The organism is Flavobacterium endoglycinae, assembly GCF_017352115.1.
Taxonomy (GTDB): Bacteria; Bacteroidota; Bacteroidia; order Flavobacteriales; family Flavobacteriaceae; genus Flavobacterium; species Flavobacterium endoglycinae.
This window is the reverse complement of record NZ_CP071448.1, coordinates 1,594,038-1,612,133: the sequence shown is the minus strand read 5'-3', so window position 1 is coordinate 1,612,133 and position 18,096 is coordinate 1,594,038. Positions and strand designations below refer to the sequence as shown.

Here is an 18,096-nt window from a genome sequence, read left to right as displayed (position 1 = left end):
GAAATTCTAAAAACAATCGCAAAATAAATATTTTTAAAAATTAGCGAACGTTCGCTTGTTTTGTAAAAAACTTTTTTATAACATTGTACTGTCGAAACGAATTAATTATGAGTTAGTTATGATTTATTGGTTTTGATAAAATGAAAAACGATTGAGAAGAATAACTTTTTAATCCAATAAAAATTAAAATCTGCAGCTATGAAAAACCAATTAGAGATTACTGAAATGGCTATAGAATTTCTAGCCGACAAAAAGCTTGCTTATCCGAAAATCTGGACAGAAGAAGCGACTGCGTTTATCATCGAATTGCACAAAAAATTCGATTCGCAAAGAAAATTATTGCTTTTGCAAAGAGAGCAAAAACAAGTTGCTTTTGATCAAGGCGTCATTCCGGTTTTTACTCCAGAGACAAAAAGCATCAGAGAAAGTAATTGGACAGCTGGAGAAATTCCTAAAGATTTATTAGACAGAAGAGTCGAAATTACTGGACCAATTGATCGCAAAATGATTATCAACGCTTTGAATTCGGGTGCGAAGACTTTTATGGCCGATTTTGAAGACAGCACTTCTCCAACCTGGAAAAACCTGATGGACGGACAAGTGAATTTAATCGATGCAGTGAACAAAACTATTACGTATACCGATTTGGCGAAGCAGAAATCGTATCATTTAAATCAAAAAGTTGCAACATTAATTGTACGTCCGAGAGGTTTACATCTTCCTGAAAAACATGTTTTGATTGAAGGAAATGAAGTTTCGGGATCATTGGTAGATTTTGGTTTGTATGTTTTCCACAATCACAAAAGACTTTTAGAAAACAATTCTGGACCGTATTTCTACATTCCGAAATTGGAACATTATCTGGAAGCAAGATGGTGGAACAGCGTAATTGATTTTACAGAAGATTATTTGAAACTGAAAAGAGGAACGATAAAAGTGACGGTTTTAATTGAAACGATTACAGCAAGTTTTCAATTGGATGAAATCATTTACGAATTGAAAGAACATATCGTTGGCTTAAACTGCGGACGTTGGGATTATATTTTCTCTTACATTAAAAAGTTTCGAAAAAATCCAAAATTCATCGTTCCAGACCGCGATCAGGTAAATATGACTTCACCTTTTATGAATGCATATTCAAATCTGGTAATTCAGAGATGTCATAAACGCGGAATTCATGCAATCGGCGGAATGGCAGCGCAAATTCCAATTCGAAATAATGATGAAGCCAATGCGATCGCTTTCGCGAAAGTAAAAACCGATAAAGAACGTGAAGTTCGAAATGGCCACGATGGAACTTGGGTAGCGCATCCAGATTTGGTTCCGCTGGCAAAAGCCGTTTTTGATGAAGGAATGCCGAGTGCCAATCAGATTCATATTAAAAGAGAAAATCGCAAAATAAAAGAAGAAGATTTAATTGAACCGCCAATTGGACTGATTACTGAAAATGGTGTTCGAAAAAACATCAATGTTGCCGTTCTATATCTGGCTTCATGGCTGAACGGACAAGGTGCTGCCGCTTTGCATAATTTAATGGAAGATGCGGCAACCGCCGAAATTTCAAGATCGCAATTGTGGCAGTGGCTTCAAAATAAAGTGATTTTGGATAATGGACGAAAATTAGATTTGGCGTATTATCACGAATTGACTTTGGATGAATTCCAAAAAATCAAAATAGAATTAGGCGAAGAAAAATACGAAGAACAGCAATTTCCATTAGCCGAAAAAGTTTTGGAAAGACTAGTTGTAAATCCAGATTTCGTTGATTTCTTAACGATTCCGTGTTATAAATATTTATAACTAAAATAAAAATCCGCTCAATCTGCGTAATCTGCGAGCTAAAACTTTTCTCTCGCAGATTAGCTTCGCCTGTTCGCTCTCGCTCGGGTTGCAGATCAAGCAGATGAAATTAATTTTTAAACACATAGAAACATAGGATTTAGGTCTAGTAAAAAGGAAAAAGAAAAAACTAGTTTTCACACATAGCTATGTGAATTGAAACAAGTGAAACGCTTTTAACCACAAAGCAGAACTATGATTCTATGTGTTAAAACTTAACGCGCAGTATTTCAAGTTTCAGGAAGAAACTGAACACTAAAAACTGCGACTGAAAACTTACTAACAAACCACTTAACTATACTATTTATGAAAACAACAGAAGACAGAATTCAAGAATTGATTAACGATTGGATTACGAACCCGAGATGGAAAGGAGTGGAGCGTCCTTACACTGCGAGTGAAGTAGTGACGCTTCAGGGATCGTATAAAATTGAGCATTCTATTGCAAAAATGGGAGCTGAGAAATTATGGAGAAAGTTAAAAAGTCAGGATTATGTAGCGGGTTTGGGAGCTTTAACAGGAAATCAGGCGATTCAGGAAGTGGATGCTGGTTTAGAAGCAATTTATTTGAGTGGATGGCAGGTTGCTGCTGATGCAAATCTGGCTGGCGAAATGTATCCAGACCAATCGCTTTATCCTGTAAATAGCGTTCCGATGGTGGTAAAAAAGATCAACAATGCTTTATTACGTGCCGATCAAATTCAGACTGTAAATAATATTGAAGATAAAAAAGATTATTTAGTGCCGATTGTGGCTGACGCCGAAGCAGGTTTTGGAGGAAACTTAAATGCTTTCGAATTAATGAAATCTATGATTGAAGCCGGAGCTTCAGGAGTTCATTTTGAAGATCAATTAAGTTCTGCTAAAAAATGTGGGCATTTGGGCGGAAAAGTTTTGGTTCCGACACAAGAAGCGATTAACAAACTAATTGCGGCGCGTTTAGCCTCAGATGTTATGGGAGTTTCAACCTTAATTGTAGCCCGAACAGATGCTGATGCGGCTAATTTGCTGACTAGTGACGCAGATCCGAGAGATCGCAAATTTTTAACAGGAGAAAAAACTAGCGAAGGTTTCTTTTATGTAAACAACGGAATCGATCAGGGAATCGCTAGAGGTTTGAGCTACGCTCCGTATGCCGATTTGATTTGGATGGAAACCAGTAATCCTGATTTAGAGTATGCTAGAAAATTTGCAAAAGCCATGAAAAAAGAGTTTCCAGATAAAATGCTGGCGTACAATTGTTCTCCTTCTTTCAATTGGGCAGCGAAATTATCTGTTGCCGAAATGGAGACATTTAGAGAAGATTTGGCGGCAATGGGATATAGTTTCCAATTCATTACTTTGGCAGGATTCCATGCTTTGAATACAAGTATGTTCGAATTGTCTAAAGCCTACAAAGAACGCGGAATGGCGGGCTATTCTGAATTGCAGGAAAGAGAATTCGCTTTACAGAAAAACGGATTCAGAGCTGTAAAACATCAAGCTTTTGTGGGAACTTCTTATTTTGATGCGGTTCAAAACACGGTTATGATAGGAAGATCATCCATAACTGCAATGAAACATTCTACTGAGGTTGAGCAATTTTAATTTTTTTTCCGCCACGAATTCACAAATTTTTATTTTCAAAGATTGTCAAAAAATAATTCGTGAATTTGTGGCGGAAAACTTTATTTTTTTAAAAGTCTTGCTTTCATTTTGCTGAAAAATTCAGGTGTTACGCCAATGAAAGAAGCGATTTGTTTTTGGGGGACTTTATGAACTAATGTTCCGTATTTTTTAGTGAATTTTTCAAAACGTTCTTCGGCAGGTAAGCTTAAGTTGTCCATTAATCGCTGCTGATTTGCAACTAATGAATTCTCAATTAAAATCCTGAAAAAACGTTCCAATTTCGGAATCTCGAGATACAATTGCTCTTGATTTTCTTTGGATAATGAAACTACTTCTGCTTCTTCTAAAACCTCAATAAAAAGCTGTCCTGGTTTCTGCGAAAAATAACTGTACATATCGCTCATCCACCAGCCTTCGCAGGCAAATGAAAGAACATGTTCGACAATATTATCGTTGATATTGAAACTTCTTAAAATACCTGAATTTACAAAATAAGAGTGCGTGCAAACTTCGCCCGCATTTAACAAAAGCGTTTTGGCTTTGTATGTATTTGTTTCTACTTTAGATAAAAAAAGTGCCTGTTCTTCTGGAGTCAGAGAAACGTGTTTGGCAATATTTTCAAGAATTAATGCCATTATTTTTTATCGTCGATTAAAGTGAATGATGTTGCTTTGAATCTGTTGTTTACAATTTCTCCTGTAACCAAGGCTTTGCTGATGGCATTGCAAAAACCTTTTTCGGCGTGAGCATCTCCGTGATCGTGAATCGTTGTTCCGTCAACAAAATAGCTTTTTCCATCAATACGCACAGCCAAATCACAGCTTTTGCCTTTCATTCCGAATTGGCATTCTCCGCATGAAGCTTCAACTACTGTTGGTTTGTCAAATTTCTTTTTGTTTTGCGCTTGTACAGCGATTCCAATAAAAAGGAAAGTCGCTAATATTATATTTTTCATGGTTAAGAATTTATAATTAATCTGTTGTGTGCACTATTTTAAACACATAGAATCATAGTTATGCTTTATAAATAAAGGCTTTTCACTTGTTTTAATGCATATAACTATGTGTGAAAACTTGTTTTTTCTTTTCTCTTTTTTTATTAGAATTAAAATCTATGTGTTAAAGAAAAATTTTAATTTAATTCTACGAATTTACAGTTATTAATTTTGCGGTTTCTTTAGCACGTTCTGTTACTTCATTTATTGGAGTAGAAAGCGTATCGTGACTTAAAACGACTCCCATTCTTCGGTAAGGTCTTGAAGTTGGTTTTCCAAAAATCCTGAAATCGGTTTTAGGTAAAGCAGCTACTTTTTCGATTCCAGTAAAAGTTGGATTTGTCGAATCTTCTGATGCTAAAATTACAGCGCTAGCTCCAGTTTTTTCTAAAGTGATTTCGAAAATTGGAAGGCTTAAAATCGCTCGTAAATGCAATTCAAATTCGTTGAAATTCTGTGTTCCTGCTAAAGTTACCATTCCAGTATCATGTGGACGTGGTGAAAGTTCAGAAAAATAAACGCCTTCATTAGTCAGGAAAAACTCCACGCCAAAAAGTCCCGCACCGCCAAGCGCTTCAGTAATTTTTTCGGCCATATCCTGAGCTTCGTACAGGTCTTTTTCTGAAACCAAAGCAGGCTGCCAACTTTCCTGATAATCGCCTCTTTCTTGTCGGTGGCCAATTGGAGCGCAGAATAATGTTGGGTTATTATTTTGAGTAATTGTTAAAAGTGTAATTTCTGAATGGAAGTCTACAAAAGCTTCTACAATTACTTCGATAACATCACCACGTGAGCCTGCAACGGCGTATTGCCAAGCTTTTTTAATATCACCTTCAGATTTAATTGTCGATTGCCCTTTTCCAGAAGAAGACATTAAGGGCTTTACCACACATGGAATTCCCACTTCCTGAACAGCTTTTTGAAGCTCCTGTGCTGATGTTGCGTATTGGTATTTTGCAGTTCTTAATCCGAGCTCTTTTGCTGCTAAATCGCGGATTGCTTTACGGTTCATGGTAAAGTTGGCCGCTTTCGCAGAAGGGACAACGGTAATGCCTTGCTTTTCGTAATCGTAAAAACGTTCGGTGCGAATGGCTTCTATTTCGGGAACAATGAAATCGGGTTTATGTTTGGCTACGATTCGGTCAAGTGCTTCGCCGTCAAGCATATTAATAACCTCAAAACTGTGTGCAACTTGCATGGCTGGTGCATTTTCGTAACTGTCAACTGCGATTATAGTTTGTCCGATTCGTTGTGCAGCGATGACAAATTCTTTGCCTAATTCGCCTGAACCTAGGAGTAATATTTTCATTTTGGAGTAGTGTATTGTTGAGTAGTAAAAGTAAAGAAAAAGCTTCTTTTAACCGCAAAGTTTGTCTCTTGATTTTGCAGATTAATTTAACCGCAAAGTTCGCAAAGAATTACGCTAAGAGCGCTAAGTTTTGTTTTTAAGTAAAAGAAAAAAGTTCGCAAAGATTTTAAAATTAATCTTTGCGAACTTTGCGTAATTCTTTGCGCTCTTTGCGGTTAAAATAAAATTAATGGAATTGATCTTCTTCAATCTCAAATTCAGCATCTTTTTCCCAGATTTCCATTTCGCAGGGTTTGCAGTTGAATTTTAATTTGTATTCTAACTCCCCCTGTTTTAAAACCAAAGGTTCTTTTACCTTAACACCGACAATATCTTTTTGGTGTATCGGACATTTTTTTAATTCGTATTTGATGCAATATTTTGTGGTCATTACACGAGATTTTCCTGGATCCCATTGTAATTCGAATGCTTTTTCGATTTCGGTAACACCGTGGCGTTCGTAGAATTTACGAGCCGTTTTGTTCGAAACGTTGTACATGAAATCCAGTTTAGTTTCTGGATAAGGATGTGACGTTTTTACCAATTGGTGTTCTTCACGTTTGTAATTTGCCAAACGAATTTCTGATAATTGCTCGAAGACATTTCTTCTCATTTCGTTGATTTTTGAAATAGGAAGGAACCAGTTTTGAGAAAACATTACATTGATTTCATCGGCGCTGTAAGGTGTGAAACCCGTTTTTGCCAATTGAACTTTAATATTTTCTTCTATTGATTCGCCAGTTTTAGTAGGTTCTTTTGCGTGCTCTAATTTTACAGTGCTTACGTTTCCGTCTTCGTCGGTTGCGATTAATTCGAAACCATTTTCGTTTTCGGTAAGCAATAAAGTCGTTCCGATTTTACGGATCGCACTGTCTTCTCTTTCAACAATTTTGATGAAAGCAGTATCGTTATTACGATAAATGAAAGTCCCTTCTTTGATTTCTTTTAAAACGTTTGGATACACTTTTCCGTTTTCGGCTTTGTTAACGTAAATTCCGTCGGCTTCGTTGTTTTCGTTGATGAAACAAAGTCCGTCACCGTTATTTAATAATTCTCCGTTTTCGATTTCGTAAGCATCTCCGATAGTTCGGATTAATTTACCAATATATTGACCTTTTGATTTTGGACTTTCCCAAGAACCAATACTAGCGTGTCTTTCGTTTACGAAATAATCGGTATAACCACGGTTGAAAGTTCTGTTTAAAGAAGAATCAAAAGTATAAGTGCATTTTCCAGAAGAAGCTTTGATGTATTTATCACTTCCTTCTAAAAAACTATCTAATTTTTGGCGTAAGTAAGAAACGTTGTTTTTAACGTACGCTACATCTTTTAGTCGGCCTTCGATTTTGAAAGAAACAATTCCAGCTTCAATTAAATTCGGAATTTGATCTGAAACGTCTAAATCTTTAATCGAAAGCAAGTGACTGTTTCTGATTAAAGTATCTCCGTTTCCGTCGATTAAGTTATAAGGTAAACGGCAGTTTTGAGCGCAAGAACCACGGTTAGCGCTACGTTCTCCGTTTGCCACACTCATATAACAGTTTCCGCTGAAGGATACACAAAGTGCACCAGTTACGAAGAATTCTAGTTCAACATCAGCGTGATCGTAGATTGTTTTAATTTGATGCAAGTTTAGTTCACGCGCTAAAACCACACGTTTGATTCCGGCATCTTTCAAGAATTTGATTTTGTCTGCGTCACGATTATTGGCTTGTGTGCTGGCGTGAAGTACGATAGGAGGCAAGTCCATTTCCATAATCGCCATATCTTGAATAATCAAGGCATCTACACCAATATCGTATAATTCCCAAATCATGGCACGGCACGTTTCTAATTCGTTGTCGTATAAAATGGTATTCATTACCACAAAAACTTGAGCATTAAATAAATGTGCATATTTTACTAATGCGGCAACATCTTCAATAGAGTTGTGCGCATTAGAACGTGCTCCAAATTGAGGTGCACCAATATATACAGCATCGGCACCGCTGTTAATAGCTGCCATTCCGCCGATTAAATCTCTTGCTGGAGCTAATATTTCTATTTTCTTCTTCATTTCTAAAACTTTAGCCTTTTGTGGTATTCACGAAAAAAAGTGTGCAAAGGTCTAATAAATTATTTGAGTTTGCTAGAGATGAAGCGATTTTTTTGAAATTGTTAACTTTATATGGAATGATGCTAAAATATAAATGTTTAAAAAAAATCATTTGAAATAATGAAAGAATAGAAATGATCTACCTGAAAATTTCTTTTAGTTCATCAAAATAACTGAGTTTTATTTCGCCTAAATTTTTTAAATCTATCGAAATTTCATTTTTTAAATCATAGTAATTTTTGTGATAGTATTCAGAAATTTTTACGATTTTTTGGTTGTTTTTGATTAGATATAAGTATTCAAAACTTTGCCCTTTTGATGTTAAAATTGAAGTTTGGTAACCATCAAAATCTTTATACTTATACTTTTGCTTAAGTCCTAAATAATTTTTCTTTTCAATCTCAGTATTGTTCAATGAAACCTCTATTACCTTAGTCCTGAATTCACCAAATACAAGCCAAATCCAAGTAAAAACGACCAATAATGCCATATAAATATCAATCCATCGTAGCTCCTCTATTTTTATCGGTAAACTTTTAATCAAGATAAAAATAGAAATAAATGTAAACATTACGATCAAAAAAGGAATTAGTAGGGTTCTAAGTTTAAATTTTGATTTCATGATTCTTTATATCAATCAAGTGGGAAAGTGTATCCCAAAGCAAAAACCGCATTTGACTGTTTTGCAGCTGGATGAAAATAGCCAGAAATACCAATTTCGAAATTATTATGCCTGCCCACAGCTAATCCAATACTAAATGGAATATGCAATAAAACATCACTTTTATTAAAATTAACATTGGGTGTAAACGTTTCAAATTTACCTATTGAAGTTCCAATTCCACCTTCGATAAATGGTGCCACCCAAGGAATTGGGGCACAAAAACGTACTTTCCCTCCCAATAAAAAAGCATTAGTGGTTACTTTGTATTGAGGTTGATTTTGAATATTTTGATTTTTATCAACAGAGGTAAAAATTGCACCAGCATATGGTCTTACGCTAAACCATGATTTTGATCCTATAATATATTCGCCTTGTAGATAGAGTCCGCCTCCCATAACGTCAACTTCTTCTTGACTTCCATAATTTTCGATGTAATAAGAAGCGCTTGATGCGAAACCTATAGAGGCTTTTATAGAATTGCCTGTTGTTTGGGATTGTGTTTGGCTTGAAAAGAGAATTATAAAAAGAATAAAAAAATGATTTAAAGTTAATTTCATATTAGTTATGGATTTGGTTGTTAGATTTAATTGGGAGCGAATGTAAGAATTAATAGTAATTAAAAACAAAAAAACCACCCGATCCGAAGACCGAGCAGTTTCAAAAAAAAGCATGAACCAATCGATTAGTTTGCTCTCATTTTTATTTGCGATAAAGTATTTTGAATACTATTTAGTTGTTTAGAAACAATATATACCTGATCTTGTTCTAAATGGTTTTCTTCAAGTGCTTTTTTGTATTTTTCAATCGCAGCTTCTTCGCCTGTAATACAAGCATTTATAATAGCTTCTGCATCACCTCCGGTAAAAGCTGATTTGATATCAATCCAAGTACGGTGTAAAGCTCCTAATGGACCTCCGCCTGAATTATCGGTCGATTTTCCTAATTTATTGATCTGATCTTGTAATTCTACAATAAATAAATCTCTTTCGCGTGCGTATTCAAGAAAATCAGTTTTCATAGCCGGATTTTCTACATGTTGAGCAGCATCTGTATATCCTAGTTTTCCATCTTCAAGAATTGAAATTAATCCTTCTAAAGTTTTAACTGTTTCTTTTGTAGTTTCATCTGTATGTATCATGACATATAATTTTTTGGAATTTGTATAATACAAAGATGGCAACTTATAAGATGTTCTGTCTTACAGGATTATATTCTGATTTTTATAATATTTCCAAATGGGAATTTTGAAAGTTTAAAGAAAATTTCATTCATAATTAACTTGTAACCATAATAAGGATTGTGTCGTCAAAGTGTTAATCAATCATTAATCACATACTATATGAAAACAATTTTCAAATTTTTAATTCTTCTTTTAATTTTTCAGACTGGATTTGCTCAAAATTTAGAAACGAAAATAGACAGTTTAATTCCTGCTTCGTTTAAAGCTGAAAATCCTGGCGCTGTGTTTCTTGCTGTTAAAAAAGGAAAAGTTGTTTACAAAAAAGCTTTTGGAATGGCAGATTTAGAGATGAATGTAAAGATGGAACCCGAATTTATTTTTGAAATAGGATCGATGACCAAACAGTTTACAGCAGTTTCTATTTTAATATTAGCAGAACAGGGAAAGCTTAAACTTGATGATCAGATCACGAAATTTATTCCAGATTATCCAATGCAGGGAAATGTGATTACGATACATCATCTGCTTACGCATACTTCGGGAATTAAAGATTTTACTAGTATGAAATCTATTAAGAATATTGCCAGAGAAGATTTATCTCCAAAAGAACTAGTCGACTTTTTTAAGAACGAACCCATGGATTTTAAGCCTGGGGAACAATACAAATATTGCAATTCTGGTTATGTGCTTTTGGGATATATTATTGAAAAAATCTCAGGCCAGTCTTATGAAGAATTTATTTCCCAGCATATTTTTCAAAAAGCCGGTATGCAGAATACATCTTATGCCAGTCATGAGAAAATCGTTAAGAATAGAGTTTCAGGATATCGCGGGAAAGGTAATTATGTAAATACCAATTATATTAGTTTTTCTATTCCGTATGCTTCGGGCTCGATAATGTCTAATGTTGACGATATGCTGAAATGGCAGTATGCGATAAGTAATCATAAATTGCTAAGCGCTTCTTTTACTGAAAAAGCCTTCATTAATTATTCATTAAATAACGGACAGCAAATAGATTACGGTTATGGATGGCATATTGAAAAAATTAAAGATAAATTGGTGCATGATCACGGTGGCAGTATTTTCGGTTTTAAGTCGATGGGAGTTTACGAACCTTCTCAGCAGATTTATGTAATTGGATTAAGTAATTGCGATTGCAACTCACCCACATCTATAACTAAAGACATTGCAGCTCTTTTAATAGATTAAATAAAAAAGGGTGCTTCGAAAGAAAACACCCCTTTTACAATTTTTATTATATGGTTTTATGCAGTCAAAGCTTCTTTGATTCTGCGTAAAGCTTCTTTTAAAATATCGTTGCTTGTTGCGTAAGAGAAACGAATACAGTTTGGATTTCCAAAAGCGTCTCCGGTTACTGTAGCTACGTTTGCTTCTGCTAAAAGATACATCGAAACATCGTTTGCATCTTTAATTTCGTGTCCTTTTAAAGTTTTTCCGAAGAAAGAAGAAACATCTGGGAATACATAAAATGCACCTTCTGGAACGTTGATTTTTACGCCTGGAATTTCTTTTAATAATCCAACTACTAAATCTCTGCGTCCGTGGAAAGCCTGAACCATTTCGTTAAGTACGCTTGGATCTGCATCTACAGCTGTGATTGTAGCTCTTTGTGCAACAGAATTTGCACCTGAAGTTACTTGACCTTGAATTTTTGTACACGCTTTTGCGATAAATTCTGGTGCTCCAATATATCCAATTCTGTATCCTGTCATTGCAAATGCTTTTGCAACTCCATTTACAGTAATTGTTTTTTCTAACATTCCTGGGATTGAACCGATACTGCAGAAAGTTCCTGAGAAATTGATGTGCTCATAAATTTCGTCGGCAACAACATAAATATTTGGATGTTTTTCCAACACTTTAGCCAAAGCTGTTAATTCTTCTCTGCTATAAACAGATCCAGAAGGATTACAAGGAGAAGAGAACCACATCATTTTTGTTTTTGGAGTAATCGCCGCCTCTAATTGTTTTGGAGTGATTTTAAAATCTGTATCTACAGAAGTTGGAACTTCAACAGGAACTCCGCCAGAAAGTTTTACAATTTCGAAATAAGATACCCAGTACGGTGCAGGTAAAATAACCTCATCGCCATCATTTAACATTACCTGCGCAATGTTGTATAAAGATTGTTTTGCTCCTGTAGACACTACGATTTGAGATGGTTTGTAATCTAAATCATTGTCTCTTTTAAATTTTCGACAGATTGCCTCTCTTAGATCTAAGTATCCTTCTACTGGAGAATAGGTACTGTAATTATCGTCGATTGCTTTTTTAGCAGCTTCTTTAATAAAATCAGGTGTATTGAAATCAGGTTCACCTAGACTTAAACTGATAATGTCTTTTCCTTGTGCTTTTAATTCGCGTGCCAAAGCTGCCATTGCTAATGTTTGCGAAGTAGCAAGATTGTTGATTCTGTCCGAAAGAATATGGTTCATTATAAAAATTTTGATTGTCCTTAAATTTGCTGTGTTGATTAAGGAAGGTTAATTATTAATAGATTTTTTTTAGTTTCTAAACTGCTAATTTTGGTTTCATTCCCAATTCACGTAAATGCTTAAAGTGTGCAATAACGGCACTTCGCATAGTTTTGTATTCGTAATATGGTAAGTTGCATTCTTTTGCAGTTTCCTTTACAATTTTTGCAATTTTACCATAATGAATATGACTTATATTTGGAAAAATATGATGTTCGATTTGATGGTTTAATCCGCCTGTATACCAATTTACGATGGCGTTTTTAGGAGCAAAATTAGTTGTAGTATACAATTGGTGAATGGCCCAAGTATTGTCCATTTCGCCCAAATCATTTGGAGTTGGATTGGTTGTATGATCTACAACGTGTGCTAATTGAAATACAATGCTTAGAATTAACCCTGCAGTGTAATGCATTGCAAAAAATCCAATAAGAACTTTCCACCATGTTATTCCAATTACCATTGGTAAAACAATCCAAATTGAAACATAAATCATTTTGGTGATGATCAAAGTTGTCCAAAGAATTTTAGGACTTTTTGGTTCTCCATACGATAATCTTCTTTTTAAGTAGTTTCTCATCTGCTTAAAATCGGTAGTTAATGCCCAGTTAAATGTCAATAAACCGTATAAGAAAACAGAATAATAATGTTGAAAACGGTGAAAACGATGCCATTCAGCATGTTCTGTAAAACGAATAATCCTTCCTGCATCTAAGTCCTCGTCGTGACCTGGAATATTAGTATAAGTATGATGAAGCACATTGTGTTGTACCTGCCAGTTGTAAACATTTCCGGCCAAAACATAAATAGTTCCGCCCATAAATTTATTAATCCAGCTTTTAGTCGAATAAGAACCATGATTACCATCGTGCATTACGTTCATTCCAACACCGGCCATTCCAACGCCCATTACGATGGATAATAATAACATAAGCCAGAAAGGCATGTTAAGCGTAAGGATTAAAAAGTAGGGTGTTAAAAAAACAGCAAATAGAATAACAGCTTTTAAATGTAGTTTCCAATTTCCGGTTTTTTTAATATTATTTTCTTTGAAATAATTGTTTACTCGAGAGTTAAGCGTTCTAAAGAACTTCAAATTGTCTTGCCTTGCAAAAGTTGGAGCAGAGTTATTCATAATTATTTTAAATAGTTTTCAAAGGTAATTATTATAAATTTTCAATTTGCAAAATTGAGTTAAATATTTCAATCGTAAAGTAGTACTTTTGTTAAAAATTTAGAGCAATGGATGAGATATTGAAATATTTTCCCAATTTGACCGAACTTCAAATTGAACAATTTCAAAAATTAGACTTTTTATACCACGATTGGAACGAGAAAATTAATGTGATTTCACGTAAAGACATTGATTCATTATATACTAAACATATTTTGCATTCATTAGGAATTGCCAAGGTTATGAAATTCGAACCTGGAGCAACCGTTTTAGATGTTGGAACCGGCGGAGGTTTTCCAGGAATTCCGTTAGCGATTCTTTTTCCTGAAACACGTTTTTATTTAATTGATGTTATCGCCAAAAAAATAAAAGTAGTTCAAGGCGTTGTTGATGCATTAGAATTAAAGAATGTAAAAGCAGAACAAAAACGTGCAGAATTAGTAAAAGGCGACTTCGATTTTATTGTGAGCCGTGCCGTTACGAATATGCCGGATTTTGTTTCCTGGATTAAAGATAAAATCAAAAAACAGCACAAACATCTTTTAAAAAATGGAATTCTGTATTTAAAAGGAGGGGATTTAGCCGAAGAATTAAAAGATTTTCCAAATGCCACTTTATATGATCTGGCAGATTTTTTTGAAGATGAATTTTTCGAAACTAAAAAAGTGGTTCATCTTCCTTTAAAATTTAAACCTTAAATTCTATATAAAAGAAACAACCCGTTTAGAAAACTCTAAACGGGTTGTTTTTGTGTAGAATCAAATTAAAATTAAGATGCTTTTCTAGAAAAATTTAAAAACGGATTTGCTTTAAGATCTAGGTTGTCTATAAAATTATGAAGTGCAGTTTCAGAAGCTTCTGCTGAGCATACAAATTCCGCATCAAAGAAGAATTCACGTGAAATTGCTGGCTCATGTGATGAATCATAAACAGCTTCATCGGTTTCATCCAAATCTTGCGCTCTATATTGACAAGGATATTGAAGAATTAATTTCGTTAAAACTTCATTAAACCAAATGTCAAATTTTTTCTTTTTTGGAGTAATATGACGTGCTAATAATATAAGTCCAATAAGTTCAGTCTGTAAAAAGTAAGATCCTTTTCTATAACGAACATCAATCATTCTAACATTCATTAAAGCAATCCATAAGGCACCGTTTACAGAACCTGTAGCTGGTAAATCAAGATCAGTATCAAATAATAACGGAAGTGTTTGTTCGCGGTTATTAATAGAACACCAAAGCGCTTCAATACGTTTTTGTGTATCTAAAAAATGTTGCGTATAACCTGTAAAACGCCAGTAGATCCATTCAAGCAGAGCAGCAGCTAATCCTACCGAAGCTTTATGATTAATCTGCATTAAAGTATTTTCAAAATCTTCATTACCTTCAAGCGGATCCAGTAATTCATCAATTTTCTTTTTTGTCCATTTAAAATTTATAGGATGACCAATACTTTTTGATTCTAAAATCACCTTCGGAACATTGTTTAAATTTCTCATATTTTCTTTTTTTAATTTATTTTAAAAGCGGTATTAATAATGAGACAAAAGTATGGTGAGGGTTTTTCTAAAATAGGAGCTAAACGTTTTAAAAATAATAAAATAAGTTTTTTCGTTGCTTTAAAACGCTGAATTTCAATATAATAAGAAAAGTATTACAAAATAAACTTGTACGAACTAATTTGTAATAAAAACAAAACCCCGAATCAGTAAAGAGTCGGGGTTTTTATATTTGATAGTCAAAAGATTATCCTAAGAAAGGGTATCTGTAATCTTCTGGCGTTACAAAAGTTTCTTTAATAGTTCTTGGAGAAGCCCAGCGTAATAAGTTCAATGCCGAACCAGCTTTATCGTTAGTTCCAGAAGCTCTAGCTCCACCAAATGGCTGCATTCCTACAACAGCTCCAGTTGGTTTGTCATTAATATAGAAGTTACCAGCCGCATTTTGTAATTTAGTGGTAGCCACTTCAATTGCATAACGATCTTGGCTGAAAACTGCTCCTGTTAAAGCATACTCAGAAGTAGTATCAACTAATTCAAGAGTTTCTTCCCATTTAGCATCTTCGTAAACGTAAAGTGTGATAACTGGTCCAAACAACTCAGTTTCCATTGTAGTATATTTTGGATTTGTAGTTACAATAACCGTTGGCTCAATAAAGTATCCAACAGATTTATCGTAATTTCCTCCAACGATGATTTCTGCATCGGCATCTTTTTTAGCTTGGTCAATGTAGCTGGCTAATTTGTCAAAAGAACCTTCGTGGATAACTGCCGTAATAAAGTTTCCAAAATCTTCTGGAGAACCCATTTTCATAGATTTTACATCAGCAATTAACTGCTCTTTTACAGCTGGCCATAAACTTTGAGGAATATAAGCTCTAGAAGCTGCAGAACATTTTTGCCCTTGGAATTCAAATGCTCCACGAGTAATTCCAGTAACTACTTGTTTTACATTTGCACTTGGATGAGCAATGATAAAATCTTTACCTCCAGTTTCACCAACGATTCTTGGATATGTTTTATAGTTGTTGATGTTTGCACCAATTTTAGCCCAGATATCTTTAAATACGTGAGTTGATCCTGTAAAGTGAATCCCAGCAAAATCACGGCTGGCTAAAACAGTATCAGTAATCATTAAAGCATCTCCGAAAACTACATTAATAACTCCGTCTGGAACTCCAGCTTCTTTGAAAACGTCTACAATAATTTTTGCAGAAAATACTTGGCTGTCACTTGGTTTCCAAACCACAACGTTACCCATCATAGCGGCACTTGCAGGAAGATTTGCAGCAATAGCAGTAAAGTTGAATGGAGTAATTGCATAAACAAAACCTTCTAATGGTCTGTACTCTACACGGTTCCAAACAGTAGAATCTGATTTTGGCTGATCGTTGTAGATTTGAGTCATAAACTCAACATTGTAACGTAAGAAGTCGATTAACTCGCAAGAAGAATCGATTTCTGCTTGGTGAATATTTTTAGACTGGCCAATCATAGTAGCAGCGTTAATACGAGCTCTGTATGGTCCAGCAATAAGTTCAGCAGCTTTTAAGAAAATAGCAGCACGTTGTTCCCATGCCATGTTTGCCCATGCTTTTCTTGCTTCAAGAGCGTTGGCAATGGCGCTTTCAATATGTTTTTTTTCAGCTAAATGATATTTTCCAACTACGTGCTGGTGATCATGAGGAGCTGTAATGTTTTTTGTGTTTCCAGTTCTGATTTCTTCGCTTCCAATATATAAAGGAACGTCAATTTGAGAATTCCACATTGTGGTGTACGCTGCCTGAACAGCTGCTTTTTCTGGTGAGTTCGGTGCGTAGCTTTTTACAGGCTCGTTTACCGCTTTTGGTACATGAAAGAATCCTTTTAACATGGGATAAATTATTTTAAAATTTACGAATTGTTTAATTTTTTACAAAAGTACAAATGATAATTTGATTATATCACAATACAATATTAAAAAGTTGTAATTTAATAAACTAATCTAGTGAAGTTGTAAAATAACTCATTTTATAAAGCTTTAAATTTGAGTTACTTCTAAAAAGAATGTCTTAATTTGATTACTATGAAAATACCGCTTTTAGCTTTTAACGACAAAGGTATTTACTGCCAGCAGGCCGATGTTTATCTTGATCCGTGGAGACCTGTAAAAAATGCCATTATTACACACGGACATTCAGATCATGCTCGCTGGGGACATCAAAATTACATTACACATCATACCAATATTCCTATTATCCGCCATCGATTGGGGGAAATAAATGTGACGGGAAAAGAATGGGGCGAAACCTTTGTAATCAATAATGTAAAATTTTCGCTTCATCCTGCCGGACATATTATTGGAAGTTCTCAGATCAGGGTAGAACATAAAGGCGAAGTCTGGGTTTTTACAGGCGATTACAAAACCGAAGATGATGGAATTTCTACCCCTTACGAAAGCATAAAATGCCACACTTTTATAACCGAATGTACTTTTGGTCTTCCGGCTTTCAATTGGACACCACAGGCCGAAGTAATTTCGGAAATTAATAATTGGTGGGCAGAAAATAAAGCCGAAGGCAGAACTTCAATTCTATTTGGTTATTCTTTAGGAAAAGCACAAAGACTTTTAAAATATCTTGATACCGATATTGGCAAAATCTACACTCACGGTGCCATCGAAAATATGACGAATGTTTTACGGCCAATGGTTTATTTTCCTCCAACCGAATTAATAACAAGAGAAACCAAACGAGAAGCTCTTTTAGGAAATATAGTTTTGGCGCCGCCAAGCGCACACGGAAGTATCTGGATTAGAAAAATGACACCTTTTGTGACTGGAGCAGCCAGCGGATGGATGGCCTTTCGCGGAGCAAGAAGAAGAAGAGCTATTGATAAAGGTTTCGTATTAAGTGATCACTGCGACTGGCATTCTTTATTAGGAAGTATAAAAGCAACCGGTGCCGAAAAGGTAATCTGTACACATGGTTATACGGATATTTTTGCTAAATATTTAAGAGAATTAGGTTACGATGCCAGAACCGAGAAAACGCAATATGAAGGCGAAAGTGCAGAAATGGAAAAAGATGAAAAAGAAGTAGAAATAGATCAAGTCCAGACTTCGATTATTTCAGAAAAATAATAATTACGAAAAAATTAAACACTTAGAAACATAGGTTAAAATTGAAATCAAAAGAAGGTAAAGAAAAAAACTAG

At 34.7% G+C, this 18,096-nt stretch carries 16 protein-coding genes; 5 read left to right on the top strand and 11 right to left on the bottom strand.

Going from position 1 to position 18,096, the window contains the following annotated elements:
* Nucleotides 1-198: 198 nt before the first annotated feature.
* Complete coding sequence (gene aceB, locus J0383_RS06900) at nt 199-1,800, top strand: malate synthase A (RefSeq protein WP_207297685.1); 1,602 nt, start codon at nt 199-201, stop codon at nt 1,798-1,800.
* Nucleotides 1,801-2,145: 345 nt separating this feature from the next.
* Entirely contained in the window at nt 2,146-3,426 is a 1,281-nt protein-coding gene (gene aceA, locus J0383_RS06895; protein WP_207297684.1) for an isocitrate lyase, read from the top strand.
* A gap of 80 nt (nt 3,427-3,506) precedes the next feature.
* Here the strand turns inward: aceA and J0383_RS06890 are convergent, their stop codons facing one another.
* From J0383_RS06890 to J0383_RS06860, 7 genes are all read right to left on the bottom strand, one after another.
* A complete protein-coding gene (locus J0383_RS06890) occupies nt 3,507-4,082 on the bottom strand; it encodes a Crp/Fnr family transcriptional regulator (protein ID WP_207297683.1) in 576 nt (191 codons plus the stop codon).
* Nucleotides 4,082-4,402 (bottom strand): DUF6370 family protein, encoded by a 321-nt coding sequence (locus J0383_RS06885; RefSeq protein WP_207297682.1) that lies wholly within the window; start codon nt 4,400-4,402, stop codon nt 4,082-4,084. The genes J0383_RS06890 and J0383_RS06885 overlap by 1 nt, the downstream gene beginning before the upstream one ends.
* Nucleotides 4,403-4,589: 187 nt before the next feature.
* Nucleotides 4,590-5,750: a formate-dependent phosphoribosylglycinamide formyltransferase gene (purT, locus tag J0383_RS06880; RefSeq protein ID WP_207297681.1), complete on the bottom strand. Its 1,161-nt coding sequence runs from the start codon at nt 5,748-5,750 to the stop codon at nt 4,590-4,592.
* Between the two features lie 226 nt (nt 5,751-5,976).
* The gene (locus J0383_RS06875) at nt 5,977-7,845 is read right to left on the bottom strand and encodes a peptidase U32 family protein (protein ID WP_207297680.1); all 1,869 of its coding nucleotides are present in this window, start codon (nt 7,843-7,845) and stop codon (nt 5,977-5,979) included.
* Between the two features lie 178 nt (nt 7,846-8,023).
* Nucleotides 8,024-8,506, bottom strand: a complete 483-nt coding sequence (locus J0383_RS06870) for a hypothetical protein (protein ID WP_207297679.1) — start codon at nt 8,504-8,506, stop codon at nt 8,024-8,026.
* Nucleotides 8,507-8,517: 11 nt separating this feature from the next.
* Nucleotides 8,518-9,105 (bottom strand): hypothetical protein, encoded by a 588-nt coding sequence (locus tag J0383_RS06865; RefSeq protein ID WP_207297678.1) that lies wholly within the window; start codon nt 9,103-9,105, stop codon nt 8,518-8,520.
* A gap of 125 nt (nt 9,106-9,230) precedes the next feature.
* Nucleotides 9,231-9,686 carry a ferritin-like domain-containing protein gene (locus J0383_RS06860; RefSeq protein ID WP_207297677.1) on the bottom strand — a complete coding sequence of 152 codons (456 nt, stop codon included), beginning with the start codon at nt 9,684-9,686 and terminating at the stop codon, nt 9,231-9,233.
* A 201-nt stretch (nt 9,687-9,887) separates the two neighbouring features.
* Here J0383_RS06860 and J0383_RS06855 point away from each other — a divergent pair, with 201 nt between their 5' ends.
* Nucleotides 9,888-10,940 carry a serine hydrolase domain-containing protein gene (locus tag J0383_RS06855; RefSeq protein WP_207297676.1) on the top strand — a complete coding sequence of 351 codons (1,053 nt, stop codon included), beginning with the start codon at nt 9,888-9,890 and terminating at the stop codon, nt 10,938-10,940.
* 56 nt (nt 10,941-10,996) lie between these two features.
* Here the strand turns inward: J0383_RS06855 and J0383_RS06850 are convergent, their stop codons facing one another.
* Together J0383_RS06850 and J0383_RS06845 are read right to left on the bottom strand one after the other, a co-directional pair.
* Nucleotides 10,997-12,187, bottom strand: coding sequence for a pyridoxal phosphate-dependent aminotransferase (locus J0383_RS06850; RefSeq protein WP_207297675.1), 1,191 nt, complete (start codon nt 12,185-12,187; stop codon nt 10,997-10,999).
* A gap of 76 nt (nt 12,188-12,263) precedes the next feature.
* Entirely contained in the window at nt 12,264-13,361 is a 1,098-nt protein-coding gene (locus J0383_RS06845) for a fatty acid desaturase family protein (RefSeq protein ID WP_207297674.1), read from the bottom strand.
* 107 nt (nt 13,362-13,468) lie between these two features.
* Between J0383_RS06845 and rsmG the strand changes: the two genes are divergently transcribed.
* Entirely contained in the window at nt 13,469-14,098 is a 630-nt protein-coding gene (gene rsmG, locus J0383_RS06840; RefSeq protein ID WP_207297673.1) for a 16S rRNA (guanine(527)-N(7))-methyltransferase RsmG, read from the top strand.
* Between the two features lie 71 nt (nt 14,099-14,169).
* Here the strand turns inward: rsmG and J0383_RS06835 are convergent, their stop codons facing one another.
* Both J0383_RS06835 and pruA read right to left on the bottom strand, forming a co-directional pair.
* Nucleotides 14,170-14,901, bottom strand: a complete 732-nt coding sequence (locus tag J0383_RS06835) for a hypothetical protein (RefSeq protein WP_207297672.1) — start codon at nt 14,899-14,901, stop codon at nt 14,170-14,172.
* A 247-nt stretch (nt 14,902-15,148) separates the two neighbouring features.
* Entirely contained in the window at nt 15,149-16,774 is a 1,626-nt protein-coding gene (pruA, locus tag J0383_RS06830; protein WP_207297671.1) for an L-glutamate gamma-semialdehyde dehydrogenase, read from the bottom strand.
* A 192-nt stretch (nt 16,775-16,966) separates the two neighbouring features.
* Between pruA and J0383_RS06825 the strand changes: the two genes are divergently transcribed.
* Nucleotides 16,967-18,022: a ligase-associated DNA damage response exonuclease gene (locus J0383_RS06825; RefSeq protein ID WP_207297670.1), complete on the top strand. Its 1,056-nt coding sequence runs from the start codon at nt 16,967-16,969 to the stop codon at nt 18,020-18,022.
* The last annotated feature ends 74 nt before the right edge of the window (nt 18,023-18,096 follow it).